At 69.5% G+C, this 14,625-nt stretch carries 12 protein-coding genes; 3 read left to right on the top strand and 9 right to left on the bottom strand.

The genetic code is table 11. The features are described from left to right. From KDH83_RS24310 to KDH83_RS24300, 3 genes are all read left to right on the top strand, one after another. Window positions 1-1,185, top strand: coding sequence for a lytic murein transglycosylase (locus tag KDH83_RS24310; protein ID WP_212320587.1), 1,185 nt, complete (start codon window positions 1-3; stop codon window positions 1,183-1,185). A 119-nt stretch (window positions 1,186-1,304) separates the two neighbouring features. Next, complete coding sequence (locus tag KDH83_RS24305) at window positions 1,305-1,724, top strand: YidB family protein (RefSeq protein WP_212320586.1); 420 nt, start codon at window positions 1,305-1,307, stop codon at window positions 1,722-1,724. Between the two features lie 62 nt (window positions 1,725-1,786). Then, window positions 1,787-2,734: a DUF4434 domain-containing protein gene (locus tag KDH83_RS24300; RefSeq protein ID WP_212320585.1), complete on the top strand. Its 948-nt coding sequence runs from the start codon at window positions 1,787-1,789 to the stop codon at window positions 2,732-2,734. Window positions 2,735-2,755: 21 nt separating this feature from the next. Here the strand turns inward: KDH83_RS24300 and KDH83_RS24295 are convergent, their stop codons facing one another. The 9 genes from KDH83_RS24295 to KDH83_RS24255 are packed head-to-tail and all read right to left on the bottom strand — an operon-like array spanning window position 2,756 to window position 14,522. Next, on the bottom strand, window positions 2,756-3,886 hold the full coding sequence (locus KDH83_RS24295) for an acyl-CoA dehydrogenase family protein (RefSeq protein WP_212320584.1): 1,131 nt from the start codon (window positions 3,884-3,886) through the stop codon (window positions 2,756-2,758). Between the two features lie 9 nt (window positions 3,887-3,895). Next, complete coding sequence (locus tag KDH83_RS24290; RefSeq protein WP_212320583.1) at window positions 3,896-4,576, bottom strand: alginate O-acetyltransferase AlgF; 681 nt, start codon at window positions 4,574-4,576, stop codon at window positions 3,896-3,898. Then, complete coding sequence (locus KDH83_RS24285) at window positions 4,573-6,048, bottom strand: AMP-binding protein (protein ID WP_212320582.1); 1,476 nt, start codon at window positions 6,046-6,048, stop codon at window positions 4,573-4,575. Before KDH83_RS24285 ends, KDH83_RS24290 begins: the two co-directional genes overlap by 4 nt. A gap of 26 nt (window positions 6,049-6,074) precedes the next feature. After that, complete coding sequence (locus KDH83_RS24280) at window positions 6,075-6,314, bottom strand: acyl carrier protein (protein ID WP_212320581.1); 240 nt, start codon at window positions 6,312-6,314, stop codon at window positions 6,075-6,077. Window positions 6,315-6,339: 25 nt separating this feature from the next. Beyond that, on the bottom strand, window positions 6,340-7,920 hold the full coding sequence (locus KDH83_RS24275) for an MBOAT family protein (RefSeq protein ID WP_212320580.1): 1,581 nt from the start codon (window positions 7,918-7,920) through the stop codon (window positions 6,340-6,342). 9 nt (window positions 7,921-7,929) lie between these two features. Continuing rightward, on the bottom strand, window positions 7,930-9,030 hold the full coding sequence (locus KDH83_RS24270) for a cell division protein FtsQ (protein ID WP_349291662.1): 1,101 nt from the start codon (window positions 9,028-9,030) through the stop codon (window positions 7,930-7,932). A gap of 4 nt (window positions 9,031-9,034) precedes the next feature. Then, window positions 9,035-10,036, bottom strand: coding sequence for a twin-arginine translocation pathway signal (locus tag KDH83_RS24265; RefSeq protein WP_212320578.1), 1,002 nt, complete (start codon window positions 10,034-10,036; stop codon window positions 9,035-9,037). A 26-nt stretch (window positions 10,037-10,062) separates the two neighbouring features. Continuing rightward, the gene (locus KDH83_RS24260) at window positions 10,063-12,828 is read right to left on the bottom strand and encodes a tetratricopeptide repeat protein (RefSeq protein WP_212320577.1); all 2,766 of its coding nucleotides are present in this window, start codon (window positions 12,826-12,828) and stop codon (window positions 10,063-10,065) included. Next, on the bottom strand, window positions 12,825-14,522 hold the full coding sequence (locus tag KDH83_RS24255; RefSeq protein ID WP_212320576.1) for a glycosyl transferase family protein: 1,698 nt from the start codon (window positions 14,520-14,522) through the stop codon (window positions 12,825-12,827). The genes KDH83_RS24260 and KDH83_RS24255 overlap by 4 nt, the downstream gene beginning before the upstream one ends. Window positions 14,523-14,625 lie beyond the last annotated feature (103 nt).

The following is a 14,625-nucleotide window of genomic DNA, read 5'->3' as shown; positions in this document are numbered from 1 at the left end:
CTGCTGGGGGCCGCCGCGCGGGCGGCGCCGCGCCCCGCCGTGCCCGCCGTGGCGGCCGACAGCTTCGACGGCTGCCTGGCCCGGCTGCGCGCGCCGGCGCTGAAAACCGGCGTGTCGGCCGCCACCTTCGATGCCCACACGGCGAAGCTGGCGCCCGACATGAGCGTGCTGGATCTGCTGGATTTCCAGCCCGAGTTCCGCACGCCCATCTGGGACTACATGGCGGCGCTGGTCGACGACGAGCGCGTGACGGATGGCCAGGCGGGCATGGCGCGCTGGCAGGCGGATCTGCAGCGCGCCTCGGTCCGCTACGGCGTGGATCCGGCTGTCATCGCCGCCGTCTGGGGGGTGGAGAGCAACTACGGACAGACCCTGGGCGGGCGTTCCCTGCTGGTGTCGCTGTCCACGCTGTCCTGCTATGGCCGCCGGCAGGCGTATTTCCGGGGCGAGTTCTTTGCCACGCTGAAGATCATCCAGGAAGAGGGCATCGCGCCCGAGAAGCTGCAGGGCTCGTGGGCCGGCGCTTTCGGCCAGACCCAGTTCATGCCGTCCACGTACCTGCGGCTGGCGGTGGACGGCGACGGCGACGGCCGTCGCGACCTGATCGACAGCGTGCCGGACGCGCTCGCGTCCACCGCGAATTTCCTCAAGCACGCGGGCTGGAATGGCGGCATGGCCTGGGGTTACGAGGTGCGGCTGCCGGCGGGGTTCAATGCCGCCGGCGCGGGACGCAAGAACAAGCGCGCCCTGTCGCACTGGACCGGCCAGGGCATCACGCGGGCCGACGGCCGGCCTTTGCCCGCCGGCGATGTCCCGGCGGCGCTGTTGCTGCCCGCCGGTCGCGGCGGCCCTGCGTTCCTGGTGACGCGCAACTTCGACGCGCTCTATTCCTATAACGCGGCCGAAAGCTACGCGCTGGCGATCGCGCACCTGTCCGACCGGCTGCGCGGCGGCGGATCGCTGGTCCAGGCCTGGCCGACCGATGATCCGGGGCTGTCGCGCGCCGAGCGGCGCGAATTGCAGACCCTGCTGATTGCGCGCGGCTATGACATCGGCGAGCCCGATGGCCTGATCGGCGTGCAGACCCGGAATGCCTTGCAGAAGGCGCAGCGCGAGCTGGGCCTGCCGGCGGATGGGCGGGCGGGGCAGAAGGTATTGCAGGCGTTGCGGGGCGGCGCCGGCTGAGCGTCCGGGCGGCAAAGGACAAGATTTGCAAATATAGGTTTCCGCGCGCGCCGCGCCCGTGGAATCGCGCAAGCCACGGCATATACTGGTTTTCCCTTCTTTTTTCCGGGAGCACGGCGATGAGCCTATTGGATACCTTGGCCTCGATGGCCGGCGGCGGCAACGGGCAGCAGGGCGGCAACGCCTCGCTCCTGCCCGCCCTGATCGAACACCTGAACCAGTACCCCGGCGGCCTGTCCGGCCTGATCGCCAGCTTCCAGAAGGGCGGCCTGGGCGAGATCGTGGCGTCGTGGGTGGGCAAGGGCGAGAACCTGCCCGTCAGCGCCGACCAGCTCGGCTCGGTGCTGGACCCCGGCGTGGTGCAGAGCCTGGCGGACAAGACCGGCCAGGACGCCAGCTCCGTGCTGGGCTCGCTGTCGGCGATGCTGCCGCAGCTGGTCGACAAGGCCACGCCCGACGGCACGGCGCAGCCCGGCCAGTCGTTCAACCCGACCGACCTGCTGGCTTCCCTGTCCGGCCTGTTCGGCAATCGCGGCTGAATGCCGCCGAGGCCGCGCTGCTGACGCGCTGCGTTCCCGCCGCGCCCGGTCGCCGGCGCCTGTTGCAGGCGCTGACGCTGGGCGCGCTGTTGCCGCTGTCGGCCTGCGCGCCGCGTCGGCCGGTGCAAGGCACCTTCCTGCAGCTGTGGCGCAGCCACCTGGACCTGACGCCGGCGCAGTGGGCCGAGCGCATCGCCGCCTGCCGCCGGCTGGGCAGTCGCGAGATCTTCCTGCAATGGGTTGGCCTGGAAGGCGGCAGGCCCGACGACTGGATGGCGCCCGACGCCGTGCTGGGCCTGATCTTCGACGAGGCCGCGCGTCATGGCATGGGCGTGCACGTGGGGCTGCCCTACGACCAGCGCTGGTGGAACGTGCTGGCCGCGCCCGATGACGAGGCGCTGGCGCGCTATCTGGATCTCACGCGCGAGCATGGCCTGGCCTACATGCGGACCGCGCCGTGGTCCGCGCGCCGCAATTTCCGTGGCTGGTATCTGCCGTATGAGCTGGAGCAGTACAACTGGGCGTCCGCGCCCCGCCAGGCGCTGCTGTGGCCGTGGCTGGACGCCTTCTCGCGCGCGGCCCAGGACAGCAGCGGCCGCCCCCCCTGCATCTCGACGTATTTCAGCCGCCTGGGCGGCAGCGGCACGCTGGAACAGCTGTGGCGCGGCATCCTGGACCATGCGCGCGTGCATCCCATGATCCAGGACGGCGTGGGCGTGGCGGGCCTGGACAACCTGAAGGCGCTGGAGCCGCTGCGCCGTTTGCTGTTGGCGCGCAATGCGCCGTTCGATCTGGTGATCGAATTGTTCGAGGAGCTGCCCTCGGGCAGCACGGATGGGTCGACTTTCAAGGCGCGCTCGGCCGACTTCGAGCGGGTGCGCAGGCAATGGCTGATCGCCGACAGCTATGGCGCGCAGCGCGTCGTGGCCTTCGCGCTGGATCCCTGGGTCATCGGCGACAGTCCCGAGGCGCGCGCGTTGCGACAGGCCTGGATGCGGGCGCGCGCCTGATGCGTGGCGGCCATCGCGGTGTCAGGCGAAACCGCGGCCGATGATCTCCCGCATGATTTCGCTGGTGCCGCCGAACAGGCGCAGCGCGCGCGCATCGGCCCAGGCGCGGCCGATGCCATATTCCGCCATGTAGCCATAGCCGCCATACAGCTGCAGCAGCTCGTCCAGCGCCTTGCCCTGGATCTCGCTGGCGTTCAGCTTGGCGATGGCGGCGGTGGTGGCGTCGAGTTCACCCGTCATCAGCCGAGCCAGGCAGTCGTCCAGGAAGACGCGCAGCATGACGCTTTGCGCACGCGCGTTGGCCAGGATGAAGCGCGAGTTCTGGTAGTCGATGACGCGGCGGCCGAAGACCTTGCGGCCACGGATGTATTCAGCGGTTTCCTCCAGCATGCCTTCCAGCGAGGCGGCCGCGCGCAGCGCGATGGCCAGGCGCTCGCGCGCCAGTTCGCGCGTCAGGTATTCGAAGGCCGCGTTCTCCTGTCCCAGCAGGCAATCGACGGGCAGGCGCAGGTCGTCGAAGAACAGCTCGCAGGTGTCCTGGCTGTGCTGGCCGATCTTGTCCAGCGGCGCGCCCTTGGCGTAGCCGGGCAGTCCGGCCTCGACGCAGAATAGCGACAGGCCGCGCGCGCCCAGGTCGGGCGCGGTGCTGGCCAGCACGATGGCCAGGCCGGCGTTCACGCCGTTGGTGATGAAGGTCTTCTGGCCGTTGAGCACGTAGTGGTCGCCGTCGCGCACGGCGCGGCTGCGGATCGCCTTCAGGTCGCTGCCGGCGCCGGGCTCGGTCAGCGCCAGCGCGCCGATCAGCTCGCCCCGCGTCATGGCAGGCAGCCAGCGCGCCTTCTGCGCCTCGGTGCCGAAGGCGTCCAGGTAGGGCGCCACCATGTCCGAATGGATGGAAAAGCCGATGCCCAGATAGTTGGCGCGGGCCAGTTCCTCGATCACCACCGCCGCGTGTCCGAAGTCCCCGCCCAGGCCGTAGGGCTCGGGCAGGGCGCAGTTGAGCAGGCCTTCCTCGCCCGCGCGGCGCCAGAGCGAAGCCGGCGTGACGCCGGCCTTTTCCCAGGCGGCATAGTGCGGCGCGATTTCCTGCGCGATGAAGCGGCGGACCTGGTCGCGGAACAGTTCGTGGTCGTCTCGGAATACGCGGCGCATGCCGCCTCCTTACTTGTTGCTGTAGGGGTCGGTGGCGCTGGCCTGGCCGGTCAGCGTCGGCGCGGCGGCCGTGCCGCCCAGGAACAGGCTGTAGTGGTCGCCGGGCTGCAGCGCGGGCAGCGCCAGCTCGGCGCTGGCGGCCGCGCCGCAGGCGCCGGCCAGGGAAGCCCGCACGGGATTGATGGCGCGCGCGGCGGCGGCCTGCGGCTTGATATCGTCGAACAGCGTCGGGCCTTGCGGGCTGACCTTGAGCGCCGCGCCGGCGCAGCCGGGGATCAGGTTGTAGAAACGCAGCTCGGCCTTGAGCGCGTCCTGCGCGCCGCCGCTGTCGTCGATGCGCGCCAGCGTGACCTTGCCGCCGTCGCGGCGCGCGACCAGCGTGGTGAAGCTGTCCGGCGCCACCTGCAGGGCGCCGGCGGGCTTGCCGTCCACCTGCACCTTGAACTCCTGGTCGCCCTTGACGATGGCGTAGGTGGTGGCGGGCTTGGCCGGGCCGATGTCCTGGGCCGGGCCGCCGGCGACCTGGGCGCGCATGGGCGCGCTCTCGGGATTGACGATGCGCACGAAGGACGAGCCGGCGGGCGGCCGGGCGGCGTACAGCTGGGCGAAGGCGCCTTCGGCGCGGGCCGCGCCGGCGGCGGCCAGCGCCAGGCCCAGGGCCAGCAGGATCGGGGAAAGGCGTAGGGTCATGCTTTGGGCTCCGGTTTCTTGCTCAGGCGCGCATCCAGGTACAGGCGTTCCAGCTGCTTGCGGTCGGCCTTGTCCGTGCTGGTGGTGGGGAAGGGACTGCAGGACAGCAGTTCCGACGGGATCATGTAGGGCGGCAGGCGACGGCCCAGGGTGTCCTTCCAGGCCGCCAGCGCCTCGGGCAGCGGTTGCAGGCCGGCGGTTCCCGGCGCCGCCGGCTCGACGAAGCCGATCAGTCGGACGATGGCGCCGTCCGGCCGGCGCAGCGCCACCGTGGCGCCGGCGCGCACGCCGGGCAGCGCCGCGATCGCGGCGTCGATCTCGGCCAGTTCGATGCGATAGCCGTGCAGCTTGATCTGGTCGTCGATGCGGCCGCGGAACGTGATCAGGCCCTGGCCGTCGATCTCGCCCAGGTCGCCGCTGCGGTAGCCGCGCTTGCCGTCGCGCGTGAACATGCGCGAGGCGTTCAGGTCCGGCCGGTTCAGGTAGCCGCGCATGACGTGGTCGCCGGCGATGCAGATTTCGCCCTGGTCGATGAAGACATCGGCATAAGGCTTGGCGCGGCCGATGGGGAAAGGATTCGGCGCGGCCTGGCGCAGCGCCGCGTCGATCTCGACCCAGGTGGTCGAGCAGGTGGCTTCGGTCGGACCGTAGGAATTGATGATGCGCGCATCGGGGAAGCGCTGCCACAGTTCCTCGGCCAGCGCCGGCGAGAGCGATTCGGCGCCGAAGACGAAGACGCGCAGGCTGGGCAGGCTGGCGCCGTTGAAGTCCGGGTTGAACAGTTGCTGCCGCACGAATGACGGCGTGGACGCCCAGACCGAGACGCCGGTGTCCGCCAGGTACTGCATGAAGGCGCCGCGCTCGGCGATGGTCTCGCGCGGACACAGCACGCAGGCGCCGCCCAGTTCCAGCGCGCCGACCCAGTTGAACAGCGAGAAATCGAAGCTGAACAGCATCTGGTCCATGAACGCGGGCGCGGCGCCCAGGTTCAGGCAATCGCGGATCCAGCCCGCGAACAGCGTGACGCTTTCGCGCCCGATCTGCACGCCCTTGGGGTCGCCGGTGCTGCCGGACGTGAACATGATGTAGGCCAGTCCGGCCTCGCGCAGTGGCGCGGGGCTGGCGCTGCCCGGCTCGAAGGCCTGGGACTGCGCGTCGTAGCGCAGGCCGGCGCGCACCAGCTCGCCGATGCGCTTGATGCGTTCGGGCGGATTGATGACGTCGACGGGCACGAAGGGCACGCGCAGCCGCAGGCAGCCCAGCATGGCGACCAGGAAGGCGGTTTCCTTGTGGCCGGAAATCACCATGGGCACGCCGGCGGCGGCGCCGGCGTCCAGCGCGGCCTGTTCCCAGGCCTGGACCGCGGCTTGCAGCGCGTCCCAGCGCAGGATGCCACGGGCATCCACCACGGCGATCGCGTCGCGCGCCGACGCGGTGTCGGCGAAATCGTAGGCCTTGAAATCGAAATGCATGCGCGGCTCCTTCGCAACAGCGGCGTTCAGGCGCCCTGGCGCTCCGCGATGAAGGCGGCCAGGGTATGCACCGATTCCAGGTGCACGTCGATCTCGGTGGGCGGAATCTTGCAGCCGAACTCACGCTCCACCGCCAGCGCCACGTCGACCGCCGCCAGCGAATCGACCAGGCCGGACTCGATCAGCAAGGTGTCGGGATCGACCTGCGTCAGGATGACGTTCTCGATGAGTTCGGCCACTTTGGCTTCGATAGTCTTGATATCCATGCAATGCTCCGGGACCGTGTCGCGGTCAGAATTGGAAATAGAGAAACCGGGTTTCCTTGTGCAGGTTGACCAGGCAGAAGAACAGCAGAGCCAGCATCACGGCCAGCCAGCCCAGGGTGGGGCGCCAGCGCATCCACGGCGCGGCGGCCTCCTGCGGCTTGAACAGGGCGGGCGAGTAGCGGCCCAGGATCTGATGCGCGTTGGGCGTGAACCAGGCGATGCCCAGCAGGACGACCGCGTAGATCAGTTGCATATGATGGCCCAGCAGCATGCGCCAGGCGTCGCCCCAGGCCAGCCCGTCCACGCGCGCGGCCAGGTCCAGCGCCTCGACGCCGCGCATGCCGATCATGCCCTGCACCAGCAGCATCGCGTCGCCCACGCCATTCGCGCGGAAGAAGGCTTGCGCCACCAGCACCGCCACGAAGGTGAGCAGCACGCAGGCGGCGCGCTTGGCGGGGCCCATCTGGCGCGCGGCGGCCGGCTTGCGGCCGACGACGAAGATGCGCCAGGCGTGGTTCACCGACAGGTACATCGCGTGCAGCAGGCCGAACACCAGGAACTGGAAGCCGGCGCCGTGCCAGATGCCGGCCAGGCCCATCGTGTACACGGTGGGCAGGATGATGCTGCCGGCAAAGCCGCCGGGCGTGGCCACGCCCTGCGTGCCCACCGGCAGATTGCGCTCGGTGCGCCATTTCGACACCGCCATGGCCACCGGGTAGTAGAGATAGGCGGTCAGGTAGCGGGTCAGCGTCATGTGCCAGCGGGCCCAGAACTCGATGATGCTGCCGGCCTTGTACGGCGAATTGAAGTTCAGCGGGAAGCGGATGCCGAACATCTTGGCCAGGCCCAGCGCCATGTCCGAGTAGCCGGAGAAGTCGAAGTACAGCTGCAGCGCGTAGCACAGGCTGGCGCCCCAGGAGCCCCAGAACATCAGCTCGCCGGGCGCGGCGAAGCCGGCGTCGGCATAGGGCGCGATGCCGTCGGCCAGCAGCACCTTCTTGGCCAGTCCGATCACGAACAGCATCATGCCGACCGACAGGTTCTCGGCCTTGAAGCGGTAGTTCTCCGGCTGCGCGAACTGCGGCATCATTTCCTTGTGATGCAGGATGGGGCCGGCGATCAGGTGCGGGAAGAAGGTCACGAACAGCACATAGCTGAGCAGGCTGCGCTCCTTGACCACGCCGGCCTTGCAGTCGAGCAGGTAGCCGATCTGCGTGAACGTGAAGAACGAGATGCCCAGCGGCAGGATCACAGAATCCGCGGTCGCGCTGCTCATGCCCAGGTCATTGAGAAAGCCCAGCAGCGCAGCGAAGTACTTGTAGTGGAACAGCAGCGCCAGGTCGGCGCCCACGCCCAGTCCGGTGATCAGGCCCTGCAGGCGCGGCCGGCCCTCGCTGCGCAGGATCAGCTGGCTGACCACATAGTTGAAGGCGATGGAGCCGGCCAGCAGCACCACGAACTGCGGGTTCCACCAGCCGTAGAACACGATGGAGGTCAGGCACAGCCACAGCGCGGCCAGGCGCAGGTTGAGCGGCCCCACGGCGTAATACACCGCCAGCGTGATGGGCAGGAAGACCAGCAGGAACAGATAGGAATTGAATAGCATCGCGGTTCGTCAGGGCGGGGGCAGGCTGTCCAGCACGGACCTTTCGTCATCGGTGAGCGGCAGCGACAGCGCCATTTCCGAAAACTCCCAGACCACCAGTTTCAGGCTCTTGGGCCATTGTTCACGCTGTTTCAGCGCCACCAGCAGCGCGCCGGAGAACTGCCCGCCGTCCAGGCTCAGGTTCCAGACTTCGCGGCCCAGTCCCATGCCCAGCCGCTCGGCGAAGTGGCTGCGGCGGCCGTTGGAACTGCCGGCCAGCAGCACCTCGACGGGCGGCGCTTCGTCCAGCAGGCCGCCGCTGCGCAGCGGTTCGATCTGCTGCGGCGCGACGCGTTCCAGCTCCGGACGCCAGCCCATGCGCGCATGTTCCAGGCCGGCCAGCACGATCAGGTCGCCCATGCGCGGCGCCGGCGCGCCCGGCGCGTCCACGCGGAAAGCCTGCTGGCCGACGCCGCCCAGCAACGGCAGCGCGGCGTCGGCCACGCGCCGCGCGGCGGCTTGCGCGCCTTGCGCGTTCATGTGCACGTCGGTGCGGAAGAACATGGGTTCGGCGGCGCCGGACAGGACGGGGCGCAGGTCGACGAAGGGCACGCCCTGCGCCTGCAGCGCCTGCTGCCACTCGTCCAGCGCGCGCCGCATGGGCTGCGAGGCGGGCAGGCCGCAAAGCCGGTCGGCCTCGATGCGCGACTTGTCGGGCACCGCGACCACCAGCAGTCGCACCTGCCGCTGGCGCAACTGGTCGGCCCAGTGCCGCATCAGGCGCACGCGCTCGTCGAACACATGCACGCCGGGCTGGGGGCGCAGGCCGTCGCGGTAGAACAGCCAGCCGGGGCAGCCCATGGCGACCTGGTCGCCCAGGTCTCCCAGCAGGCGGTAGCGCAGCGATGCGTTCCAGGTATTCAGCGTGTCCTGCGCGGGCAGGCGCAGCGCGCGGTTCAGCGCGCCGCCGGCCGAGCCGTCCAGCCAGGCTGCCGGCGCCACGTCGGCCGGCTTGAGGCCGGCGTCGGCGAGTCGCCATATGCCCCAGCCCAGGCCGAGCGCGAGCAGCAGGCCGGCAACGGCGGCATTGCGGCCATGTCCGGCGGTTTGCGGCTTGTCCGCTGACGCCACGGCCCTACTTCCCGATGGCCGCTTGCATGCGGCTGCGCCAGCCATCGGCGCTCATGATGGAGGCGTTGTCCCACAGGCCCTTGGCGTCGGGGCCCTGCGCGTAGGTCGGCTCGAACATCTGCCATACCAGCACCTGCGGCTTGTTCTGCTTGAACGCCGGCGACTCCAGGTATTCCAGCAGCATGATCCAGTGGCCGACGTTGCCGGGCTTCCAGTTCACGGATACCGGGCGGTCGAGCGCGTTGGACAGTTTTTGCGGAAAGCCGAAGTAGGGCTGCACCATGCTGTGGCCGGTGACGTGGACCGGGGCCGGGGCATCGTCCAGCAGGCTCTGGTTCTCGGCCTGGCGGCGCACGGTGAAGGTCTCGCGCCCGGCCTGCTTGCGCTGCTCGGGCGAGAGGAACAGTTCGGCCAGGTCGCCGTAACGGCGTTCGTTGAACACGCTACCCAGCGGCAGGCCGGTGCCGGGCTTGCCGGCCAAGGTCTTCACGTCCTGCTTGATGCGTTGCGCCAGCGCGTCGGCGGTGGCGTCGGCGGCGGCCTGCGTCCAGTGCTGGTCCGTGCGGTAGAACACGTCCTGTCCGCCGTCCTTCAGGCGCCGCAGCACGGCCTCGTCGTCGAAGGTCGCGATGCCCGCGGCCTTGAGCTTGTCCTGGATGGTCTGGTAGCGCCGCTTCACCTCGGGGCTGAGCGCCTTTCCATCGGGCAGCTTGTCCTGGTAGAACAGCGTCTTGTCCGGCAGCACCAGCACTTCGAGCTGGATGCCCTTGGCCGCCAGCGCGTCGCGCGTCTCGCGCACCAGTTGCGTGGACGCGTCGATGCCGCGCGTGTCGACCTGGGTCAGGCTGCCCCAGCCGGGGAACAGCCAGTTGTCCTTGCCCTGGATCACGATGGACGAGCCTTGTTGCGCGTGCGCGGCGCCGGCGGACAGGGCAAGCGTGGCGACCGCCGCGCCTGCAGCCAGTCGGTGCAGGATCGTGGAGGGAGAGGAGGAGAAAAGGGTCATGCGTGCTCCTTGCGATGCGGGCGGGGTCAGTACGACAGGGTCAGGTTGATGAACAGGCCTTTCGCCCGGTGGGCGGCGCCCCCGCCGATATTGAATCGATATTGGGTCGTCAGGTCCAGATAGGACCGCGGCGCGTTGTAGTGGTCTTCGCGGAACCAGTAGCGCAGGTTGAAGCCGGGGCCCGCGCCCAGGGACCAGGACTTGCCGTTGCCCAGCAGGTCGTAGGAATCCTGGCCGTCGATGTTCAGGCCGGACACGCGGTTGCGGTTCCACAGCCAGTCCGCCGCCACCACCGCGTAGGGGAAGAACACCAGGCGGTCGCTGATGGCATCCACTCGGTAGCTGCGGCCCACGCGCAGCTCGCCGGCGCCGAAGGCCTGGTCGCGTTTGAGCTTGCCCGAGCTTTCCGCGCTGTCCTTGCCCGAGTTGTTGTCGCGCAGCCAGAAGCGGGCGGGCATGTCCTGCCAGGAGTAGCCGGCCTGCACGTAGCCTTCCATGGTGAACCAGTCGGGGCGGTCGATGCGCAGGTTGGTGCCTTCGTACATGCCATAGGTGACATAGGCCAGCCAGCCGCCGCTGCCGGCGTCCGTCTTGTAGTAGGCGGTCTGGTTGCCGGTGTTCAGCGCGCAGCGCAGTTCATCGGGCCGCGGCGTGAACGTGCCCTGGCGCGTGGCGCTGCCCAGGTTGAACTGGCGTTCCAGGCCGAAGGTCAGGCCGACCTCGGTGGACGGCGTGAAGCGCATGCCCAGCGAGCCTACCGTGGTCGGGATGCCCGAGATGCCGTTGTTGGACGTTTCGTCCACCTGGATATTGCCGCCGCCGCAAGGGTTCGACACGGTCTGGCTGGCGGTCTTGCCGCCGTTGTTGTACAGCGTGTTGGACAGGCGGCCGTACAGCTCGAAGGTGCGCGTGGACGAGTTCAGGAAATCGGAGGGACGCCAGAAGATCTCGGCCGTGCTGAACACCGCGTCGCCGGGCACCGTGATGGCCGCGCCGCCCAGGCCGGCCGCCGCCGGCCGCGCGCCCCGGTAGCCGGTCGAGACGTAGCCGCCCCATTCGCGCGACAGGCCGGCGATGCTGCTGCGGGTGTCGAAGCGCTGCTGCGGGGTGAGGTCGAGCTTGCCGGCGTCGTCCTGGTCGATGGCTTCCTTGAGCTTGTCCACCGCGCCGCGCTTGTCGCCGACGCCGGACAGCGCATAGCCTTCGTCGAGGATGGCGGTGGGCGGGGCCTTGCCCGTGGCGCGCGCGGCCTGGAAGTCGCGCAGCGCTTCGCGGGGCTGGCGCATGCGCTGGTGCAGGTAGCCGCGCTGCATCAACAGCGTCGGATCGTCGGGCTGGGCCGCCAGGGCCTCGCCCATGCGCTGGTTGGCCTCGGCCATCTGCGTTGCGTTGCCGGCGGCCAGCGTGGTGGTCAGCAGCCGCTGCAGGTCCTTGCTGTCCGGATCCTGCTGCACGGCCTTGCGGGCCTGCGTGATGGCTTCCTGGTAGTCCTGGCGCGCGTAGGCGGCATAGGCCAGCGAGGCCGGCCCGCCGCTGCCCGCCGCGTCCGAGGGCAGCAGCTCGCAGGATGTGCCGTAGGGCGTGTCGCGGCAGTCCTGGACCGGCGCGGGATAGTTGGCCAGCGTCAGCGTCGCCGGCACGGCGGGGCGGGAGCGGGCGCGCTTGACGCGATCGGCGCCGGCCTCGTCCTTGGCGCCCAGCGGTTCCACCAGGGCCAGCGCGCGGGCGTTCTGGCCCCCGGCCAGCGCGGCATCGGCGGCGATCAGGCGCACATTGCGCCGCTGGCTGTCGTCCAGCCAGTCCTGCTTGAGCGCGGCGTCGAAGTCGGCGTCGGCTTCCTCGGCCTTGCCCTGGCGCTGGCGCAGATAGCCGCGCATGACCAGGGCCACGGTGTTTTCATCGTCCTGCTTGAGCGCGTCGGTGGCCGCGTCCTCGGCGGCCGCGAGCTGGCCGTCCAGCATCAGCGCGGTCATCAGCAGCAGGCGGTGGCTGGCGGTGTCGGGCGCCAGCGCCACGGCTTGCCGCGCCAGCGGGACGGCGTCGCCGGGCCGGTTGGCGATCAGCGCCTGATAACCCTGTTCCGCCGGCTTGACCGCCATGCGCCGCTTCATGGTGGCGCGACGCGCGGCCAGGTCGCTCTGATTTGGCGCGCCCAACGTCATCGCCTGGTTGGCGGCCGTTTCGGCTTCGGCGTACTTGCCCTGGGCTTCCAGCGCGTCCAGCCACAGCATGGCCCAGGCGCCCTGCTTGGGATCGATGCGGAAAGCCTGCTCGGCGCCGCGCTGGGCGGCGGGGTAGTTGCCGCTGTTGTAGTCCGCGTAGGCGCGCGTGGCGATGGGGAAGCCGCGGCGGTAGGCGCTGGTCGTGGCCGGCGCGCCGCCGGCGGGACGGGCGCCGGCCGGACGCGCATTGGCCGCCGGGGCGGCGGGCGTCGTGGGGCGCAGGTTGGCGCGCGCCTGCCGCAGCGCGGGCGTGTCCAGGCCGTTCTTGGCGGCATCGTCGGCGGCGCGTTCGGCCTCGTCCAGCTTGCCCTGTTTCTGCAACGCGTAGATCAGCAGCAGGCGCAGGCGTTCGACGTCCGGGCGCAGCGCGATCGCCGATTCGGCCTGCTGCTGCGCCTGTGCGTAGCGGCCGGCGTCGTAGAGCCTGTAGCCCTCGTTGGCGAATTGCCAGGCGGCGCCCTCCAGCGGCGCCTCGGCGGCGCGCGCGGCCTGCTGGGCGGCGGCGGGCGCGCCGTTCCACAGGCAGGCGAGCGCGGCGGACAGGACTAGCGTGCGGGTCAGGGGCGTCATGGGGTGGCGGGCTTGTCGTCGGTGGGCGGGTGCGCGGCTTGCGCCTGCGCGCCTTGTTGGAAATCGATGGCTTCCTTGAGCGTGCCGGCGTCCAGCCAGCCTTGTTCGAGCAGGATGGCGCCCAGCGGTTTCTTGTCGCGCGCCTGGATCTCCAGCGCCTGCGCCAGCTTGTCCTCGTCGATGGCCTGCCAGGACAGCAGCAGTTCGCCCAGGCGCTGGCGCTGCTGCGCCAGCTGGTCGGTGGACGGGAAGTCGTGCATGGTCTTGTCCCAGGCCAGCCGCTTGCCCGTGATCAGATGGCCGATGAACAGTTTCCACGCGCGCGCCGCCGCCATGGCGTTGATGAAGTTGCCGACGATCATGCGCGGAATCGACAGCACGGCGTGTTCCCAGCCGTACATATTGCCCACGAAATACATGCGCTGGAGCACGCGCAGCAGCAGGGCGACGGCGTTGAGCCACATCAGCGTCACCAGCCAGCCGCCGGGGCGGAAGTACGAGGGGTAGTACACGGTCCACCAGCCGAAACGGTCGGCCAGATAGAACAGGAAGAAGTTCGCCAGCAGCAGATAGGCCAGGATGGCGATGAAGGACGTCACCAGGCCCTTGCGGTCGCGGAACAGCAGGTAGCGGGTGGCGAACGATCCGGTCCAGCCCACTTGCTGCCAGCCTTGCAGGCCGATGCCCAGCGTCCAGCGCGCCTTCTGCCGGTAGGCGGTGCGGAAGGTGTTGGGGAAGTACTCGCGCACGCCCAGCGGCATGGACAGCGTGGTGACTTTCTCCGGGCCCAGTCCGAACCAGGAGCGCCGGCGCGTCACATACTCGACCGGGAATTTGCCGAAGATCTGGCGCATGCCCCGCTGCGCCAGACGCGCGCCGATGTCGTAGTCCTCGGTCAGCGTGTCCGTGTTGAAGGGCTGGTTGTTGGTCTCGGCCGCCAGTTCCATCAGCGCGCGCCGCGAGAAGCAGGTGCCCACGCCCGCCGACGGCACCATCTTGGACAGGCTTTCACGCACGACCAGGTCCTTGGTGTGCCATTCCGCGAATTCGTCCATGTAGGTGCCGGCGACGAGTTCGTGCCATTCGCGTTCCAGCGAGGTCACGGGCAGCTGGATGAAGTCGATGCGCGGCAGCAGGTAGTTGTAGTACTTCAGTTCCAGCGGGTGCAGCACGTCTTCGCTGTCGTGCAGGATGACGCCGGCGAAGGGCACGGGCTGCTTTTCGTTCTGCGCGAAGATGGCCTGCACGATCCAGTTCAGGCAATCGGCCTTGCAGGTGGGGCCATCGTGCGGCACCTCGACGCGTATCAGCTGACGGTAGCGCCGCCGCATGCGCTCGACCTCCTTGATCGTGCGCTCGTCGTTCTGGTAGGTGCCGGCGAAGATCATGTAGTTCTTGTACTCGAGCGTGGACACCATGGTCTCGAGCATGGACGCGATCACGTCGTACTCCAGCCATGCCGGCACCATGATGGCCAGCGGCTGTTCCTCCTTGGCGCGCAGCTGGGCCGCCGTGAGCGGGGTATAGCGCCGGTCCTCGACGAGTCGGCGGCGCAGCGCGCGCACCCAGAACCAGCCGTCGATGAACAGATCATCCAGGCTGGACAGCAGGATGATGATGCCGACGACGGCGGTCACGATTTCCAGGCCGCGGTAGTAGTCCGCGGCCAGATAGGGCCAGTAGAGCGTAGACATGGCGCGTCTGCCGGCCTTAACCGTTGCCCTTGTTCTTGCGGCGGGGGACGCGCAGCGCCAGGATCAGCACCAGCACCAGCGCCAGCAGGCCGAAGCTCAACGC

Origin of the sequence: Achromobacter sp. Marseille-Q0513 (assembly GCF_018195695.1) — a bacterium.
Taxonomy (GTDB): Bacteria; Pseudomonadota; Gammaproteobacteria; order Burkholderiales; family Burkholderiaceae_B; genus Achromobacter.
Note: the sequence above shows the minus strand (reverse complement) of the source record. Positions and strands in the feature narration are given on the sequence as shown.